Origin of the sequence: Ligilactobacillus pabuli (genome assembly GCF_022836475.1) — a bacterium.
GTDB classification, from domain to species: domain Bacteria; phylum Bacillota; class Bacilli; order Lactobacillales; family Lactobacillaceae; genus Ligilactobacillus; species Ligilactobacillus pabuli.
This window is the reverse complement of the sequence record NZ_BQXH01000003.1, coordinates 22,938-40,605: the sequence shown is the minus strand read 5'-3', so window position 1 is coordinate 40,605 and position 17,668 is coordinate 22,938. Positions and strand designations below refer to the sequence as shown.

The following is a 17,668-nucleotide window of genomic DNA, read 5'->3' as shown; positions in this document are numbered from 1 at the left end:
AATTCGAGCTTTTTATGACTTATTCTTGGTCCTTAGCGATCGTTGCATCAATTCCACGGACCACAGAACGCATAAAGCCTGCTTCTTCCATCGCTAACAAACCGGCAATAGTCGTGCCGCCTGGTGAACAAACATCGTCGACTAGATCCATTGGACTCTTAGAACTTTGCAGAACGTTTTTAGCACTGCCTAAAACTGCCTGAGCCGCAACTTGGACTGCCTGGTCCTTTTTCAAACCATACTTAACTCCAGCCTTCGCCATTGAATCAATATAGAAGTACACAAAAGCTGGCGAACTGCCCGCTAAGGCCACGAAGGTCGAGAAATCCGCTTCCGGCAAATTGGTTGTTTGCCCTAATTGGTTTAAAACTGCAGTTAATTCTTGGTAATGTTCATCACTGACCGCATCGTTAGCAACCATCGCTGTCATGCCCTCTGAAATTGCAACGTTAACGTTTGGCATGATCCGCACTACTTCAACTTCCGGAGCACCGATAAAGTCTGTCAATTCCGTCAAAGAAACCCCACTGACCATGGAAACAACGACTGGCTTTGCTTCAACTAAATAATCTGCAATTTCGCGCAAGACCTCTCCTGCCGTTAATGGTTTGACCGCCAGAAAAACATAATCTGCTTCCAAAGCAACCGCCGTATTATCCTTGCAAGCCGTCAGCCCTTTTTCTGCCGCATAGCTTTCATAATTTGCCGCATGGGCACTATGAATATAAATATCTGCCGGAGCAACTTTGCCTGCAGCAAGCAAACCTTCAATAATGGCCTTTGCCATATTACCAACACCAATAAACCCTAATTTCATCTTAACAAAACTCCTCACTAAATCTGACTGTGTTAATCGCGCCTCACTTACCTTGATTATAACAAACATCCGGACAGATGGAATCTTTGTGCACTCAGCAAATTTGGCAGCTAAACAACAACGAGCTGAAATTAGCCCACAAGATCAGGGAACGAAGACCCAGCCAGAAATTTATGTTCAAAAAAAGCTTCCAAATCTTCTTAACAAAGATCTGAAAGCTTTTCTTAGTTACCGATCGATTGGGATAGCTGGATTCGAACCAGCGAATCACGGGATCAAAACCCGATGCCTTACCGCTTGGCTATACCCCAATAATGGTGGAAGGGAGTGGATTCGAACCACCGAACCCGAAGGAGCGGATTTACAGTCCGCCGCGTTTAGCCAGACTTCGCTACCCTTCCATAAATGTCGTCAGCAATCATCCGACTTAATTATGATAACCTCTTTGGCACTAAAATGCAAGGGATATTTCCAAAAAGGTATAAAAAAATTTGAATTTAAACAAAAAAGCTTTATTTCACGCTGCAGCTTAGCACTACTAACATGAAATAAAGCTTAATTTTAGATTTATTTAACGCCAACCATCAATTTTTCGATCTTTGGTACGAAGAATAATAAGACGAAGCCAAAGATGATTGCTACAGCACCAATAATACCGAAGTACATCATTTCATTTGCTGGTGTATACAAGCGCACGATCTGTGCGTTAATTGCTTGAGCAGCTGCGTCACCTAAGAACCACATACTCATCATCTGTGACTGGAACGCCTTTGGAGCTAACTTAGTTGTCACGGACAAGCCAATTGGTGAGATCAGCATTTCACCGATAATGACTAAGGCCCAACTAGCGATCAACCACCATGGGCTGACCTTAGTGTTAGTACCATGCAACATAATTGGCAACATCATCCATAAGAAGGATGCCCCAGAAAAGAAGAGTCCGTAGGAGAACTTCTTACCTGATGAAGGCTGTTTTTTACCCAACTTCGTCCATAATAAGGCGAAGAATGGAGTGTACAGCATGATAAACAATGGGTTAGCACTTTGGAACCAGCTAGCTGGGAAACCAAAGCCGCCAATTGACAATCTAGTTTGGTCCTGGGCAAACAAGGCTAAAACAACTGAACCTTGTTCTTCAATTGACCAGAATAAGATCGACGCTACAAACAATGGAACATAAGCCCACACACGTGAACGTTCCGTTTTGTTAACCTTTTTGCTGGTCAACATTGAAATAAAGTAGCCGACTGGCAATAACACTGCAAAGATACTTAATAAGTTAATAATGTTATTGATGTTAAACATCTTAAACAAAGCCATGATCACAAAGATCAAGATAATTGCAATGACACCTAAAGTTACTTTTTTAACTAATGATTTAGTTTCTTCTGGTTGAATTGGATCTGAAGCATACAGACTTTCTTTAGTCAGATACTTCTTACCATCCATCACATACTGAACTAAGCCGAAGAACATTCCGATCGCAGCTAATGAAAAGCCTAAATGGAAGTTAACGTTTTGACCTAACCAACCGACAATATATGGAGCTAAGAAAGCACCCATGTTGATTCCAAACACAAAAATGTTGAAACCAGAATCGCGGCGAGGATCATCTTCAGCGTACAAACCACCGACCATTTCAGAAACATTAGGTTTTAATAACCCAGTCCCGATGACGATCAAGCCAATTGAAATAAATAAGGCTGTCGCACCAAATGGTGTTGCTAAGACGATATGCCCGATCATGATCAAGATACCACCAATAAAGACAGTTCGGCGTGGCCCCCACAAACGGTCACTGATAAAGCCGCCAAGCACACTAGATAAATAAACTAGTGAACCATAAATCGACATGATCGAAGCTGCAGTTCCCTTATCAAAGCCAAGGCCGCCCTTGCTAATGGCAAAATACATATAATACAGCAAGATGGCACGCATACCATAGTAACTGAATCTTTCCCACATTTCAGTAAAGAACAGCGTAGAAAGTCCACGTGGATGTCCAAGAAATGATGGTTCTTTACTACCACTCATTTGATAAAATTCCTCCAAATTTCCCCCGAAGGGTTTTATTCATTTAAATAAAATTAAATAACATTAACTATTATAAATTTTAATAATTAATTCGTCAATCAGGCTCACCAACTATTAATATTCATTGTCAGTTTTACTCATGTTTAATTCATTTTAAGTTAACGGTATTGTTATTATTTTTAGCGAAAAATCACTATAATCACACTGTTCTATTTTAATTTCCTATTTTTTGATTAATTGCATTTCAAAAAAACGTTTTCAAAATATTAATAAATTTTATTTGATATTTTTTTATTATTCCCTACTCAGAAACAAAAAAATCGTTCGTGTCTTTTTTTTGACCATTTTAATGGTTTATCACCAACCATTAGCGCTCATTTTCCCTGTTTTTTTAAACCAATTTCGCAATCAATTCCTGATCGGCCACTGCTGACATCCATTACAAGACACTGTCTCGGCCCGTCTGCTTTGCTGATTAAGCTCAATCAACGTCTGAGTGTCTCTGTTAAGACGCATGTTGATTCCTGTGGTATTAATTACTTGTAATAGCTCATCCCCGACTATTCACCAGTACACTTTTTGTTTCATGCCTGGAGCTGTTGAGGTTAAGTTTTAAGACAACAATTTAAAGCTGTTGCCAGTATTGCTCAGTGGTTGTCCGGGCCCACTAAGTGGATTCACAACCGCCTTTTCTGCCACTTAGCTCGCTAAATTAGTTAATTCACACTTCCCCCCTCACCATTTTTCCTCGCCAAATTCGCCGATCAGTTAAAATGAGGCAGGTGCCGTTTAAGCGTAAGCAGTTTTCAAGTACAAAAAAAGCTCCCCATCATCTCTGATCGAAGAACCTTTCATTGATTTACTATCTAATTAGACCTCAGGCACTTTTTATGCCGGCTGCAGTCGATGTAGATGGAATTAAAACAAATTAAAAGGCTATATAATAGGAAACGTTTGAAAATAACACATTAAAAACCATTAGAAGAAATGAAGTTGTTGCACTTTTTGTTGCACTTTAATAAAACCCGCTGGATAATCTCCGGCGGGCTATTTTTTATTTATTCAGAAATTCAGTCTCGTTGGTGAATTCGGTAATCTCTGCGTCAGGATAAGAGTGCTCAATCAGTTTCAGGAACCATGCTCGAACATTATCATCACTAAGCATGTCTTTCTCAGAGTAATAAGCTTCAAACCCGTCATCTTGGTCCTTGTCACCGTCAATAAGACCATCGTGTGTCTTGAAGATGTCAACCAAAGCTACGCCAACATCACCCACATTATCGACGTACTGAACATTATCATCGGTCAATGGTTCCATCTCAAACGAAGTGGAGTAAGTTTGATCGTCAGCAGTGAACTCAATTGCATAAGCCAATGTCTTCTCGCCTTTTTCGATAAATTCTTTGATTCCGTCTAGCACCTGTCCGGGTGTCTTGTGCAGATAATGGGCAATCGCAGTGATTGTCTTAACTGCAACTTTCGCATTCATGCCGTCTTTGTCGAAAGCGTCCGCCGCACTCTGCAATGTGGATGCACTGATATTCTCTTTCTTTGAAATACGGTAACGTACTGTACTTTTACTGTTAAGGTAACGATCTAAAATATTTTGCATGTTATTTTCTCCTTTTTTGATTAAGCTGCTTTGATAACTGATTTTGGCACCCAGCAAGTGATACGACCGAAGTCTGTGCTAAACGCAATTAACTTAGCTTTGAGTGTTTCGCGAACTGTTTCGCTTGCATAAGCTGTCTGTACTGCTTGCCATTCTTGCTGGTTAAGGTTCTTAGAAAGTAACCATGTTGGCACATCTTCGATATAGTCCGGACGGTTCTTGCATTCTTTGTATTCTTTGTAGTCGCCCTTGATGCTGTTGTTGCGAGCGTATGAGCGACGCAAGAATTCAGCAAACCATGCTTGGTAAGAACCTTCTGCACGGCCTTCTGAAAAAGCTTTTCTAGTCCATTGGTGTGCTTGTTTGAAGATGCCTGCTTGGTCTAAGACTTTTCCGAACATGTTTTCTAAATGCTTCATTCTGATTACTTCCTTTCCTTAACCTTGACTATAGTATAATACGTTATAGCGTATTAGTCAATAGAAATATAGAAGTTTTTTAAAAAAAGTGCAAAAAAATAACGCCCACCAATTAAGGTGAGCGCAAAGTATAACGTAGGCGGGATATTGGACCGCCTTTAGCTATTATACATTAATATTTGAGTTTCTGACCAGCGTAAATTAAATTCTTATTAACAATTCCATTTAGTCTAGCCAGACGGTCGGCTGTTGTTCCCAGCCGTTTAGCAATCGTGCTGAGATTGTCACCATTAACAACGGTGTACACTCTAGCAGGCTTAGCTTTGCCATTAACCTTTAACTTCTGGCCAACTCGAATGAAGTTCGGGTTAGTGATGGCGTTCAGACTAGCTAGATTCTGCGTGGAAATACCGTATTTGGCAGCGATTCCGCTTAACGTGTCACCAGCTTGAACTGTGTATGTCGTTACTGGCTTAGGCTTTGGAGCTGGTTTCTTAGCAGGTTTGTTTGGAGCAATGGGCTTGGCAGGCTTACTTTTCGGGTTCGCATACTTCTTCCACTGTGCTTCGGTCAGGTAGAAAACTGAATGGTCAATGCCAGTCGAACTATACTGCCAACCGACTAAGTTCATGCCGTGGGTGTTATAGAGCGATTTAAACACGCTCTGAGCTGGCGGTGTGAAGCTTGGATAATTCTGGTACGGATAACCAGCCAACCACAAGCCTGCCTTATTCTTCAAATACGGGGCACATTGTCCAGCACCTTCTGAGCCAGTATACAGCACACACCAAACTCCTGTCTTCGCGTGCACACGATCAATGAAATCGTTCGCCCATTTGCCATTGCCATAGGCGCTATTTTCGCCACGCTCCCAGTCAAGAATTAACATTGCCTGCCCGATGTAGCCTTTAATATTCTTCAAGAAGTAATCAGCTTCGGCTGTGGCATTCCCACCACCAGCATAGTGATAGACCCCCAATAATTTTCCAGCCTTTTTTGCTGCCTGATACTGGCGGTCGCATAGTGGGTTGACGTACCCAGTTCCTTGTGTGGCCTTAACGATTGTCGCTTGTGCCCGTTTGTCGACTGCCTGAGCTACTGTCTGGTAACTAGCGACATCAATTGCTGTGATTGTCATTATTATCATCTCCCTTATCCTGTTTGTCCATCGGGCCATAGATAATACCTGCTGCGACCGCCACGTTAAGAACTGTGGTGATAATCAGCGTCACGTCTTTAGTTTGTTCTGGCGTGACCTCAATGCCACAGACTTTCAAAATTGCTAAGCCAGCGGACACGACTGCCATCGCTAGTGTGACCCATGCTTTATAACTATGGTAATTAAAGTTAGGTTTCTTCATTCTTGCTCTCCAATCTGTTAGTCAGTTTTCTAACTTCTAATTGTAGGTTTCCAATCATCTTGCTCTGGTCTTCGATTTGTGCACTCAATTGTTCAACCTGAATCTGCAACTGGTTCCGTTCTTGTGTGACCGAGTTAAGCTCATTACTGAGTTTGTCCAAACGAGCCCACAGGTCTTGAGTATGCTCGGCATAGACTGTTTCTGTGGACGAAACTCGCTTGCTCTTGTTCGCATACCACCCACCCAGCCCCGAAATGATTGCAATGATAACTGCCCCCAACTGTGGGTCAATATTCACACTGCTTCACCTACCTCAAGTTCAATCAAGATGCTAAGTGCGACTGAACAAATCAAGATACTCGAAAACGTCACGAAACCAGTCACAGTCACATCTTTGATAACAAAAAAGACTGCCAATGCAGTCCACATCATTAACATTACAATCAATACCCAAACCTTTAATTTAGGCATATAGTGGGGCGATAAGCTCGACCACAGTCCCAGAAGCCCAACAATACTAAAGCCGTAAATCAGCCCAGAATTGACCGTATTATACAAGATAAACGTCCCGTCAGTCTTCGGGATAGACCCACCGAAATCAATCAAGCGCATTGCCACATAGACCGCCCAGATTATCGTTAGCAGTGACCTGCTGAGAATAAACCGATTGTGCAACAAACGATTGCCTAGTTTCACATCACATCATCTCCCTTCTATATAATAGCCGCCCTTGCGTACTGTGGATTTCACATAAAAATCGCAATTAAAACTATTAAATCTATTTATTCTCCGCTGCTTTCTTGTAACTTATTAACGTATTTAACCAAAAATTTGTTCAATTGATACTTAGTCTGAGATATCTCCTTTATTTTATTAGTACCAACAAAAAATAAAATTATTTATATAAAACAACAAAGCACTAATCATTTCATTCACCTCAATCTCAATAATACAAAAATATGGTGAATTTAGCCACGTAAATATAGATGCTCTTGCGTTTTTGTTGCTCTAACAATCATCACAATTTAGCTCAATGATTTAATAGCTTCTACAATTTTTCGAGCGTAAACATACTCTCCAGCCTGATTAGGATGCAGACCATCGCGAAAATATTGAGTTGCTTGTGCTTCGCTGAACGGTGACATACCAGAGTTGTTATACATATCAATAACTGGTAGAGCATACTTACCAGCAACTTCTTTAATAGCTTGCACATAGTCGGCTTGTAGCAATCCTTGAGAGTTCTTGGTGTAGCTATCGGGTGCTTCATTATACCCGTGCTGCTTCATCGGAGTGATAACCAATATTCTAGAATTTGGATTGTTTGCGATCACTGTTGAATAAACATAATCTAAAGCCCCATATAATTCTTTAGTATTACTGCTGCCAAATGTTCCCAACGGTAAGCCAGCATGGAAATCATTAACACCATAAGAAATTGTGATTAGATCTCCTTTGACATCGTTGATCTTATCGACTGCGCTATCTTCATGACCATCTCTAACTGAATAAGTTGCGCCTTTTATGCCTAGATTCTGCATGCTTGGCAAGTTCAAAGCACCAGCAACGATTGATGCCCATTTAACAATATTATATGAAGCAGTAATTGAGTCGCCTATTGCAACATAACTCATCCCACCGACAGAAACTTTAGTCGGATAGTCAACAAACTCGACTCTCAAACTTCCTAAATCGTGTTCCATAAAGTCGCCCCAAGTGATATATCCTAAGAGTGTACGGTTACCTCTATTATTAATACCCGAATCGGCAGTAACCACTCCTGAGTCCTTGTTGACAAATATAAACGAGCTATTTGCACCATTCGCAGAAATATCAACTGGACTAGGATTTTTGGCTTTTAAATCTACCCACTGTTGATCAGTATAGAATACACGACAGTATCCACCTGTCTTTGAGAAGTCAATAGTCTTATTTGCAACATCAACAATGGCTGGCTTTTGACTGGCAACTACGAAATTAGTTGTCAAATCGGGAGCATTATCGACTGTGACATTATTGCCACGGAGATTGTGTGTTACCCCGCTAGGAGTTACCGATAGCCAACCTAGATATACTTCATCATTTGTAATTGAAGAAATATTAGTAGTTGATCTGAAAGTTGAATTTGTAGTATTAAACGCAATAAAAAAGCCTGTTGCAGTGGTAGGGGTCAATGCAACAGTGATGCTTTTGTTAACGTTAAAGCTCAAAATGCTTGAAGTAACCCGATAACAGTTAGTAATGATAACCTGCATTTTCTCAGGGCTGATTGAGATTCCGGCACAAACTATCTCGCCATATTGTGCGTTATAAGCCAGCTTGGAACTAGTGATTCCGTTATCTGGCAATCCTGTTGCCTGGTATACTACTGCAGCAGTCCAACCTTTTGTGTAACTGTAGTAATAAACCTTACCATCGGCTAAGACAAGATAGACACGACTATCACCGCTTGGAAAGGCGTTTTTTAAATCATTAACTGTATCAAAAACTCCAGCGGGCCCACCACTGCTTAGGTTTCTGGCTAAGTTGATTGCTTCAGTTGATTGCTGAACGCCTGCAACTGCATCACTTTGTGCGGTATAAATTGCATTATCCTGTGCAGATTCTCGCATCCCTAGCGTTCCAAAACTCCCACGCGCTTCTGCAACTTCGGCACTCTGATTGCCCCCTTCTTCTTGTATTAGTTTTACCAGCGCTTCTCCTTGCTGCGCCATTGCACCACGCACTGAATAGGCGCTTGGGTCATGTCTGATAGTGTTACTAATTTCAGCAATTGAGTTTAATTTTGATTGATCAAAATGTGTATCTTCTCTAGTTTCTACTTTGTCCATTTCCATTAGGAAGTAGAACCTCCTTCTAATTTCTGTAATCTCGCTTCAACATTATTGTTAATTTGTAGCTGTTGATTTTTATAGCTGTTAAAAACACTTTGCGATACGTAGTCTAAGTTAGCTACTTGATTCTTAATTGATTCTGTTGTGCCTTGGAGTTGTGCAAGCTTTCCGTTTATACCATTTAAATCAGCATTATTAACATCATTCTTAACCGACTCGATAATGCTTTGCTGTGATGAAATAGTATCGGTCAGCTGTTTAGCCTTGGCGTTTAATGAAACGATTCGCGTGCTATACCCGTTAACTTGGTGACGCAGGTTATCAACTTGCACCGACATCCGCTTGTTTTCAGCCTGATATTGGCTCAATGTTTGAACCTTGGGACCAAACGTCAAAGTAGACTTATACGGCTGTGTAATGTCGATTTCTTTCTGGGTTAGTCGTAACAACTGCGTCCCAGAAACATTTGGATTAACAAATAAATAGCGGTCTGACACCTTAAAGGAATCATAACCGCTATTTCTTAATTCTAGTGCTGTAACTGTATACGTTTGCTTTGCTGTACCCTGTTGAGCTAACCACTCTTTAGCTTTAGTCAGCAATATTTTAGGGTCGTGCACATCGTCCCACATCTGCGAACCGTCTATTGCACCAAACTGAGCTAATAATTGTGGATCGTCAATGTGGTCGAAACCGTCGTTAACGCTCTTAATGTCAATCCTTGGACGAGATGCTGCTGTATTGTTAGGGTCGTCATCCTCAATCGTAGCGCCATAAGGAAACAGACGAGTGATGATTTGCGTAGGGTCAACTTCCACACTAGCCGACTGCATATTCTTAGTGAATTGAATTGGTGTATCATTCAGATGGTCTTTGCCAATATCTTGCATGTAGTCAAGATAGTTAACACCATTCTTGTACTCCATGCGGAAATATCCACCCAAACGACTTAGCAGTTTGTCTTTAAGAGTATCCCAAGTACTGACATAATCTACATAATAATAGACGTTATCAGTTGAATTGGTCACATTAACATTTCTGACCGCAAAACGTTTGTGCGGTGGCATTCTTGAATTGTGAAAGTCAATCAATTTGGTAAAGAACTGCTTAATCGTCATATTGTGTATTTCTGCATAAGTCTGGTTTGAATCAATCAGATAAGAAAATATCGATTCAAAGGTAAAGCTTTGTATGAACTGGCCACTGTCTTTCATTTGACGAGTCGGTTTTAAAGCTCTCCCCCGAAAAATAAGCTCATTATCATCATAAACATCCACCATAGTTTGCATTGGTTCAACGGTCCCAAATAAGGGGCTGTTTTGGTTCACGGTTAAGACTAAATCATCAACTTCATTTTCTTTTAGGGTGAGCTTTCCTTCGCTGATAAACCGATTAACTGTCGGGTCATAGACAATAAAGCCGTCTTTATCGTAGACATCCTTATAACCAATAATTTTATAAGCCATCAGAACATCTCCTCACGATAGAAAATAAACTCGATAGTTCCATTTCCGATAATCTGAAAGCTGTTAAGTCCTCGCTTAAGCGTAGCTTTGCCAGCAACGACATCTCCCTCAATACGAACAGTTCCAGATATTTTTAAATCTGCCTGAACTGATTTAGAACCTGAGTTCAGCACATTAATGATTTTAAAACCATTGACTGAGTATTTTTGTTCTGAAAAGGTCCAATCTGGGAAATAAACATCATCCCACAGGTCGTCGCCCTCAGCGTAATTAGAAATGGCGAAAGGATAACAACTAAACGTAACAGTCACCGTTAGCTTGCCATATTTAGCATCATCGTCCACAGATACAGACTTGCATTTACCTTGCCAATGGTGTACTGGCATGTGGCTGTCATATAGATTCTGTATGCCTAATGGCATTAACTTACGTTTGAGTTCATGCTCTATCGTCTTACGATCGATATATTCTTGGGAAATAAATAAGCACTGATAACTGACCTCTCTGTTTTGGAAAAATCGCTCACCAGTTCCTAAATCAGAAAAATCATAACTACCTTGCATTCCTGGGACAGTCTCAAGAACTTCAAACTCATCAGGAGTTGGAGCGTCACGTGTGACTAGCCAGAGGCTGTTCTCGGTTGAATTAAATGAACCAAATTCAAAGCCTTCAGTTATATTTTCGTTCTGATCTAAGATTTTGCTAATACAAAGATCGTGAAAACCATACTCCACTAACTCCATCTCCCTTCTAATTGCGATTTATTCCCCAAATTATTGTTTATACGGTCAGCAGTGCCACCGACTAAAGTGTCACCGTCAAGGTATAGATTAGTATTCTTATTAGCAATCACCCGCAGCAGTGCGTTATTCTGCATTTGCAGACTGCTATCCTGCATCGTCAGTGAACCGCTGTATGAGCCGTTGACACGTGAGTTTAAATCATTCACTGGTTTGCTAATAGCGTTAGCCGCTAAATCACCAATACCGTTAGCAGCACTAACGACTGAACGATCCATCGAACCAATACCATTAATAAAACCAGCCGTTGTAAACCCACCAATATCAAAGAAAACACGTGAAGGTGAATGAATTTTCAGATTCTTACGTGCGGCTGCTGCGGCTGCCGAAGCAACTCGTGCGGCTGCTGCCATAACTGAGCCTTGTTGTGCTAAAATACCCGCACTCATACCAGCGGCAGCATAACCCCCAGCTGACTGAAAAGCTCCCCGAGCACTACGAGCTGAATTGGCAGCACCACGCATAGCAGAACTAACTGATGACTTCAAGCTTGCCATCTTAGAACGAACGGCTGAAACCATACCAGACGCACCAGAACTTGCAGCACTCTTCATTCCTGCAAAACTACTGCGCACAGCTGACTTAGCGGTATTCATTGCTGATTTAACGCTAGAAGACATACGTGACATGCTGCTTGCTACTCCACTTGCAAAGCCACTCACCTGTGACTTTGCTGAAGCAGTAGCAGAACCAAAACTTGTCACAGCACTTTTGGCACTATTAGCATGTCCTTTCATTGTCGCAAAGTTATTATCCATTGACACGACTGCGGACGATAATGATTTAATCTTTCCACCAACCAATGCGACGGCGGCACCAAACACTCCAATTGCAGCTGCAGCGGCAGCAATTCCGGCGGCACCGGCTGCCATCGCCACACCAGCGGCAGATAGTTTAAGCAAATTAGTAGCAAATGTTCCAGTCGGCTTTGCAGCTTTTGTAACTCCCACAGCAAAAGCCACCACGCCGACAGCGGCAACAACAATACTTCCAGCGATAAGTGCCAACGCTACGCCAGCAATCATCCCTGCTGCTCCAACAGCAGTAAGACCAATCCCAGCGACGAGCCCCGCTGCGCCTAATGCAGCTAAACCAACAGCACCTGCCAAAGATGCTGCAGTAGTCACTAGAATTGTGGCTGAAAATGCCATTAATGCTGCGGTTGCCATTAACGTACTAGCAACGACTATCGGTAATGTTGTTGCTAACATCGCCATTCCAGCACCAGCAATTATTGTTCCTGTACCAACCAGCATAATAGCTGCACCGAACGCTAATGCTGCGACTGATGCAACAACTAGAGTTACTGCAATTAGTGCTAGTGGAATAGATACGGCAAGTAAGCCAGCGGCTAGCACTAACGAAGCGGCCCCCATAACAATAGATGCAGCTCCTAATGCTGTCATTGCTAATGCAGCTTGTAAACCATATTGTGCCAATACAGGAAGTGTTGTTGACACGATTGCTAAACCAGCACCAACTAGAATCAAACCAGCTCCTAATGCAATAGACGCTAAAGACATGGCCGTAAACGCGGCAGCAACAACCACAATCACAATTGAAATCGCCGCTAATGGTACTGATACAGCGAGCAAGCCTGCTGCAACTAATACCAACGCAGGTGCCATTAATACCATCGCTCCTGCCAATGCAATAAAACCAACTGATGCGCTAAGTCCATATTGCGACACGGTTGGCAAAGTGCTAGCTAGCATTTGCATTCCTGCACCAGTCATTATTGCCGCCGCACCAACGGCAATCAAAACAACTGACAACGCCAACATTGCAGGAATCGCTGCAGTCAATGGGCCTTTAAGCAAAGCAAACGTGCCGGCTAATACCACAATCGAAGCAGTTAATGCTGCTAATGCAATCAGGCCAGACTTACCAGTGCTTGCCATTTTAGCAACACCCATCGCAAAGACGCCAATTCCTGCGGCAGCAATTCCAATTCCTGCACCAATTCCTAATGCTTTAGCTCCCATTGCAGCAATCTGGCCAGCAGACGCTCCGGCAAACTTACCGGCTGTCTGTGCACCTTTTCCAAATGATTGGATGGCTTTGACCGGACTTGAGAATGCTTTGATTAATTTTCCAACGCCGCTAGCTAATAATCCAAAGACGACCAACACGCCAGCAATTACAGGACTCAAAGCAATTAGCTTTTTAACGAAGCCAGCAAGTGGGCTTTTAGAATTGTTTAGCCAAGTTGCAAAATCTCCTAAAGCGTCAGCAACTGCCCTAATCTGTGGAGCAATTGAACCAATCGAAGTCTTCACTAACGCATCGAATGCGTCAGCCATCTGCGCAAGTGACTGTCCCACGTTCTTAGTCATATTCTGTGAGTTATCACTCAGGTACTTATTAGCTTTCTTCGCTGATCCTGCGCCTTTATCAATGGCAGAACTAAAACTATCCCAACCTTTACCAGACTTTTTAGCCTTGTCGCCTACTGAATCTAGTAACGGAGCCATTGCTTTAGCGCCTGCTGCACCAAACAACATGTTTAAAGCAGCAGTTTTCTGTGCTCCAGACATTCCTTTAGTGGCTTTGCCCACATCTTGAATGATTGTCTTGAGTGGTTTCATTTCGCCTTGAGCATTAGTATATGACAGGCCTAATTTCTTCATCTCACCTTGAGCTGTCTTAGATGGCTTAACCATTTGGGCAAACGCATGATTCAAATCCATTGACGCTTGAGCGGCAGGAATACCGGCGTTAGTCATAACACCTGCGGCAATTGCCACATCTTTGAGTGAGTAGCCCATGTTTTTCGCTGTCGTACCAACGTTGGCGAATACCTGTTGCATATCGCCAATTTCAGCATTTGACTTGTTGGCAACGATCGCCAGAGTGGCTGAATCTTTAGCAGCATTCTTCGCACCGCCACCCCAGATGTTCATTGCTTGCTGAACGGTCGTGGCTGTCTGTGATAAATCTTCGCCAGAAACTGCCGCAGCTTTGGCAATTGCAGGGAATTCTTTCTTCAAGTCTTTAATTGACGCACCATTCCGCGCCATTTCAACCATCGCATTCCCAGCATCTTCGGCTGAGATAGGCAACGTCTTCCCCAGTGACAAGGCAACTTTTTCCAAATCTTTCATGTTACCGCTCAGTTTCTTGTTGCTTGAACCGGCAATAACCGCCGCCTTGTTAATGCTTTCTTGGAAGTCACCATATGATTTAATTGCTTTGCCTGCTGCTGCACCAACAGCTAGGCCAGTAATCGTTGACATCTTGCCGACTTTCTGCAATGACCCACCCACACGTTGAGAGAGCGAGCTAGCAGTTTTAGTAGCTTCTTTGAATGTGTCAGAAAAGCCACTATCAACAGCCTTTAAAACAGCTTCAACTGAATAACTTTCCACTTATTTATTCCTCCTTTCTCTCATTTTTTGAATCGCATCCCAGCGACTGCGAATCTCATCTTGTTCGTTTTTCTCGATCGCATGTTTTGAAACATAATCGGGCTCAAATTCGCCCCGAATGTTATCTTCCAGCTCATTGGCATCGTAGAAGTCTTCAAACTTCTTATACATAGGCTGTGGATGCTTGTCACTGCCTTTAGTTGCTTGCACAGTTTGGTTCATCCATGCTTGTAACGCCAAATCTTCACGTTCTAGCGTTTTCTTAATCGCATAGGCTTCCATGCCAAGCCAGTAGTCAGACAACGACAAGCACTCTATTTCGTGCATTTGACCGACAGAAAAGCCTAGACGAGTTAAGCAATTCAAGACTATTTCGTGATACGTTTGTTCGCTAGTCTTTGATTGTTCCTCGTCTAGGCTTGCATGTTTTTTAATGCAGTTTTCAATACAGTAGCTTTATTCATTTCTTTAATAACTTCATCGAAAATAGGCTCTAAATCTTTTTGAGATTCCAAGAATTCATCTACATCATCATGACTTGGGCGTCCCATTTGTACTGTAGAAGTTGCTGCATAAATCACATCAGATAATGCAGATGGGTCACCAATTTTTAATTCAGGAGTAACCTTAGCAATAGCCATACCAAAAGGCGCACCGTTAAATTTCATCCCTGCAATATTGTTAAGCTCTCTGATCATCTTGATGCCAAACTTTAATTCAATTTCTTTATTGTTAATTTTGATTTGCATGTTTTAATTCCTCCAATTAATGCCCGCCCCGCACTACGGCATTGTTTATTTCTCTGGCGAGCATCTTAGTTTAGTCAGCCGATATTATTGCGCCGTCGACTGTTGCCGAACCAACGACATTAGCCGGAGCTGTTATTTTCCCGAATCAGCATCTTTGCCGTTATCAGCGTCTGTCCATGCAGTACCGCCACCGTCTTTATCTTCGTCAGTAACTGCAGCCAGTCCCTTGAACAAGTAATCAACATCAGCTTGCTGATCTGGCGTAAATGTCGTCCAGCCGTGCTTAGGCGTGCCATCAACTGCAAAAGAAACATCACGTGTTGAGCTATCGTCTGCATCGTTATCATTAGAATCTTCTGACACAGAGCCCTGCATATACCATGCTTCATATTCACCTTTATCATTCTGACGATCAGTACGCACAATCTCCATGTCCATCTGTGTACCATCGAACAATGCTTGCAATAATACGTCTGCCACTTCTGATGTGTTGTTTAAGAAGTTGACTTCTAAGTCAGTTTCCACACTAGATGTCGTATTGACAGACCCGCTCTTTGTGGCAGTTGAATCACTGTCACGACTTGGGTCAAATGTTAATCCGGTCTGATACGGTACTAACTGCATTTCTTTGGTTGCTGCGTCTGCATGTCTACGTGCAAACAGCAAGGTTTTTTCACCTTTTAATACTTTAACCATATTTATAAAACTACCTCCATTTCAATTTCTATATGCCCCCGCTGATAGACCGTATTAGGGACGCTCGTGTCAATCATCATCTGTTTAGATTGCTGATTGGAACGCCCATAAAACTCATATTCAGCAGTTTTTATTCTTCCAATTGCACAATTAAAAAGGCCATCAGCTATTTCACTGACAGTCTTTCTTTGCTTTTTGTCTCCCCACACATCAATAGTGAGAAAGATGTGATCGCTGCGACTATACTTATTGTTTTGTCCCTGTGTCTGTGTTTGCCCGATATAAACAAACGGATAAGCAGCTTCTTTTTCCGCTGGTAGATAATCGAATGTCGGCAAATTATGTTTGAGACATAGACTATAAAAATAATCAAACAGTGATTGCTCTGGTGATTTCATTCAACCACCTTCTTAATTTCTGAAATAAACATGTTCTTGCGTTGATTAAACAATGGCTTTAGCAATGGCTCGGCTGCCATGAAACGGGTTCCTGTTTCTAGGTAGGGATCGTAGCTAAGCCCTAAACCGGTAATACCAGTTAGCCCACCATCTTCAAAGCCGATACCAATTGACTTCTTAGTTGCTCCAGTTGAATAACCTTTAACATAAGTTGAACTGGCGTTTGCCATTGCTTTCTGCTGTAGTTCAGTCGTATGTTTTTTGACGATCGTCTTGATGGCTTCCACTTGTGCCCGTTTCAGCAGACCTTGCTCCAGTTTGTCCAAGCCTTTAATGCTATAACTAACTCTTGCCATTACTTACGCTCACCTACAATCAAGGTATTGTTCTTCAGTGGTACTCGTTTAGTGTTAGCAATATACTGCGTGTTTCCTCCATCAATCGTGCAATAGCTCCAATTGTAATCAATTGGATTGATCGTGCGAATTACATACGCTTGAATATTAACATCACCATATAAGGCTACTGAGCGGTTAGTACCTAAGTCAGTCACGTTGGCGATAACTTCAGCGATTAACTTCTCACCGCCAACCCATTCGCCGCTGGTTGGGTCGTAGTGCTCGGCTTCATCCGAGTAAAACTTAACGTTGTTATTAAATCTCATGCTGACCACCACCATATGGATTAATAAAAGCGACACCGCCTAATGATTTAGGCTTCTTATCGTTGTTATTCTTCCATTGATCAATGTCATCGGCAAACTCATCAAAGTCGTTCAATTTAAACGTGATCGTTTCACCTTCCTGCGAATATTGGCTCATGCCTTCGTTCGCAATTCGGTTGTAACGTTTAATGCCGACTTCTAAAGTAATATAGTCAAGCTCTGTGGGTAAATCATCACTAGGTTTCAACCCGAGTTTAAATCGCAAAGCCTGTTCTGTGTTCTTCTTGATTAATTCAAGAATAGAATCACGCTTATCATCAGCAATTTGGAGCATTGTTTTTAAATCACTTAACTCCAATATTTACACCTCCTAATACGTTTCATATCCCTCGTCTCTAGTTTGATGTTATTCACCTTCAGCAGGCGGTTCTGGTTCAGTCTGTTTAGCCT

General features: G+C 42.0%; 19 protein-coding genes and 2 tRNA genes. All 21 read right to left on the bottom strand.

The genetic code is table 11. The features are described 5' to 3' along the window. Nucleotides 1-19: 19 nt before the first annotated feature. Nucleotides 20-817: a pyrroline-5-carboxylate reductase gene (gene proC, locus LPAF129_RS02190; protein ID WP_244054522.1), complete on the bottom strand. Its 798-nt coding sequence runs from the start codon at nt 815-817 to the stop codon at nt 20-22. 239 nt (nt 818-1,056) lie between these two features. Next, nucleotides 1,057-1,128, bottom strand: a tRNA-Gln gene (locus LPAF129_RS02185). Nucleotides 1,129-1,132: 4 nt separating this feature from the next. Beyond that, a tRNA-Tyr gene (locus LPAF129_RS02180) sits at nt 1,133-1,218 on the bottom strand. A gap of 166 nt (nt 1,219-1,384) precedes the next feature. Beyond that, nucleotides 1,385-2,851, bottom strand: coding sequence for a peptide MFS transporter (locus tag LPAF129_RS02175; protein WP_244054521.1), 1,467 nt, complete (start codon nt 2,849-2,851; stop codon nt 1,385-1,387). Between the two features lie 1,054 nt (nt 2,852-3,905). Then, complete coding sequence (locus LPAF129_RS02170; RefSeq protein ID WP_244054520.1) at nt 3,906-4,463, bottom strand: hypothetical protein; 558 nt, start codon at nt 4,461-4,463, stop codon at nt 3,906-3,908. A gap of 20 nt (nt 4,464-4,483) precedes the next feature. Continuing rightward, nucleotides 4,484-4,882: a hypothetical protein gene (locus tag LPAF129_RS02165; RefSeq protein ID WP_244054519.1), complete on the bottom strand. Its 399-nt coding sequence runs from the start codon at nt 4,880-4,882 to the stop codon at nt 4,484-4,486. Between the two features lie 172 nt (nt 4,883-5,054). Beyond that, nucleotides 5,055-6,020: a LysM peptidoglycan-binding domain-containing protein gene (locus LPAF129_RS02160; RefSeq protein WP_244054518.1), complete on the bottom strand. Its 966-nt coding sequence runs from the start codon at nt 6,018-6,020 to the stop codon at nt 5,055-5,057. Further along, nucleotides 6,001-6,243, bottom strand: coding sequence for a hypothetical protein (locus LPAF129_RS02155; RefSeq protein WP_244054517.1), 243 nt, complete (start codon nt 6,241-6,243; stop codon nt 6,001-6,003). The genes LPAF129_RS02160 and LPAF129_RS02155 overlap by 20 nt, the downstream gene beginning before the upstream one ends. Further along, nucleotides 6,230-6,541, bottom strand: coding sequence for a hypothetical protein (locus LPAF129_RS02150; RefSeq protein WP_244054516.1), 312 nt, complete (start codon nt 6,539-6,541; stop codon nt 6,230-6,232). Before LPAF129_RS02150 ends, LPAF129_RS02155 begins: the two co-directional genes overlap by 14 nt. Next, nucleotides 6,538-6,939 carry a hypothetical protein gene (locus LPAF129_RS02145; RefSeq protein WP_244054515.1) on the bottom strand — a complete coding sequence of 134 codons (402 nt, stop codon included), beginning with the start codon at nt 6,937-6,939 and terminating at the stop codon, nt 6,538-6,540. The genes LPAF129_RS02150 and LPAF129_RS02145 overlap by 4 nt, the downstream gene beginning before the upstream one ends. A 329-nt stretch (nt 6,940-7,268) precedes the next feature. Next, nucleotides 7,269-9,080 (bottom strand): GDSL-type esterase/lipase family protein, encoded by a 1,812-nt coding sequence (locus LPAF129_RS02140; RefSeq protein WP_244054514.1) that lies wholly within the window; start codon nt 9,078-9,080, stop codon nt 7,269-7,271. Continuing rightward, entirely contained in the window at nt 9,080-10,543 is a 1,464-nt protein-coding gene (locus tag LPAF129_RS02135; RefSeq protein ID WP_244054513.1) for a phage tail protein, read from the bottom strand. The genes LPAF129_RS02140 and LPAF129_RS02135 overlap by 1 nt, the downstream gene beginning before the upstream one ends. After that, a complete protein-coding gene (locus LPAF129_RS02130; protein WP_244054512.1) occupies nt 10,543-11,277 on the bottom strand; it encodes a phage tail protein in 735 nt (244 codons plus the stop codon). Before LPAF129_RS02130 ends, LPAF129_RS02135 begins: the two co-directional genes overlap by 1 nt. Next, nucleotides 11,277-14,711 carry a phage tail tape measure protein gene (locus LPAF129_RS02125; RefSeq protein WP_244054511.1) on the bottom strand — a complete coding sequence of 1,145 codons (3,435 nt, stop codon included), beginning with the start codon at nt 14,709-14,711 and terminating at the stop codon, nt 11,277-11,279. Before LPAF129_RS02125 ends, LPAF129_RS02130 begins: the two co-directional genes overlap by 1 nt. After that, complete coding sequence (locus tag LPAF129_RS02120; RefSeq protein WP_244054510.1) at nt 14,712-15,038, bottom strand: hypothetical protein; 327 nt, start codon at nt 15,036-15,038, stop codon at nt 14,712-14,714. An 86-nt stretch (nt 15,039-15,124) separates the two neighbouring features. Next, entirely contained in the window at nt 15,125-15,460 is a 336-nt protein-coding gene (locus tag LPAF129_RS02115; RefSeq protein WP_244054509.1) for a tail assembly chaperone, read from the bottom strand. A gap of 132 nt (nt 15,461-15,592) precedes the next feature. Then, nucleotides 15,593-16,156 (bottom strand): phage major tail protein, TP901-1 family, encoded by a 564-nt coding sequence (locus tag LPAF129_RS02110; RefSeq protein WP_244054508.1) that lies wholly within the window; start codon nt 16,154-16,156, stop codon nt 15,593-15,595. 2 nt (nt 16,157-16,158) lie between these two features. Continuing rightward, entirely contained in the window at nt 16,159-16,554 is a 396-nt protein-coding gene (gene gp17, locus LPAF129_RS02105; protein WP_244054507.1) for a tail completion protein gp17, read from the bottom strand. Beyond that, entirely contained in the window at nt 16,551-16,910 is a 360-nt protein-coding gene (locus LPAF129_RS02100) for an HK97-gp10 family putative phage morphogenesis protein (protein ID WP_244054506.1), read from the bottom strand. The genes gp17 and LPAF129_RS02100 overlap by 4 nt, the downstream gene beginning before the upstream one ends. Then, a complete protein-coding gene (locus LPAF129_RS02095; protein WP_244054505.1) occupies nt 16,910-17,218 on the bottom strand; it encodes a hypothetical protein in 309 nt (102 codons plus the stop codon). Before LPAF129_RS02095 ends, LPAF129_RS02100 begins: the two co-directional genes overlap by 1 nt. Further along, the gene (locus LPAF129_RS02090) at nt 17,208-17,576 is read right to left on the bottom strand and encodes a phage head-tail connector protein (protein ID WP_265747147.1); all 369 of its coding nucleotides are present in this window, start codon (nt 17,574-17,576) and stop codon (nt 17,208-17,210) included. Before LPAF129_RS02090 ends, LPAF129_RS02095 begins: the two co-directional genes overlap by 11 nt. Between the last annotated feature and the right edge of the window lie 92 nt (nt 17,577-17,668).

Excerpts from the sequence above, each read along its gene's own strand:
- LPAF129_RS02100 (WP_244054506.1), bottom strand. The coding sequence starts at position 16,910 with ATGGCAAGAGTTAGTTATAGCATTAAAGGCTTGGACAAACTGGAGCAA.
- LPAF129_RS02140 (WP_244054514.1), bottom strand. The coding sequence starts at position 9,080 with ATGGAAATGGACAAAGTAGAAACTAGAGAAGATACACATTTTGATCAA.
- LPAF129_RS02170 (WP_244054520.1), bottom strand. The coding sequence starts at position 4,463 with ATGCAAAATATTTTAGATCGTTACCTTAACAGTAAAAGTACAGTACGT.
- LPAF129_RS02110 (WP_244054508.1), bottom strand. The coding sequence starts at position 16,156 with ATGGTTAAAGTATTAAAAGGTGAAAAAACCTTGCTGTTTGCACGTAGA.
- LPAF129_RS02135 (WP_244054513.1), bottom strand. The coding sequence starts at position 10,543 with ATGGCTTATAAAATTATTGGTTATAAGGATGTCTACGATAAAGACGGC.
- gp17 (WP_244054507.1), bottom strand. The coding sequence starts at position 16,554 with ATGAAATCACCAGAGCAATCACTGTTTGATTATTTTTATAGTCTATGT.
- LPAF129_RS02165 (WP_244054519.1), bottom strand. The coding sequence starts at position 4,882 with ATGAAGCATTTAGAAAACATGTTCGGAAAAGTCTTAGACCAAGCAGGC.
- LPAF129_RS02155 (WP_244054517.1), bottom strand. The coding sequence starts at position 6,243 with ATGAAGAAACCTAACTTTAATTACCATAGTTATAAAGCATGGGTCACA.
- LPAF129_RS02120 (WP_244054510.1), bottom strand. The coding sequence starts at position 15,038 with ATGCACGAAATAGAGTGCTTGTCGTTGTCTGACTACTGGCTTGGCATG.
- LPAF129_RS02095 (WP_244054505.1), bottom strand. The coding sequence starts at position 17,218 with ATGAGATTTAATAACAACGTTAAGTTTTACTCGGATGAAGCCGAGCAC.
- LPAF129_RS02115 (WP_244054509.1), bottom strand. The coding sequence starts at position 15,460 with ATGCAAATCAAAATTAACAATAAAGAAATTGAATTAAAGTTTGGCATC.
- LPAF129_RS02175 (WP_244054521.1), bottom strand. The coding sequence starts at position 2,851 with ATGAGTGGTAGTAAAGAACCATCATTTCTTGGACATCCACGTGGACTT.
- proC (WP_244054522.1), bottom strand. The coding sequence starts at position 817 with ATGAAATTAGGGTTTATTGGTGTTGGTAATATGGCAAAGGCCATTATT.
- LPAF129_RS02160 (WP_244054518.1), bottom strand. The coding sequence starts at position 6,020 with ATGACAATCACAGCAATTGATGTCGCTAGTTACCAGACAGTAGCTCAG.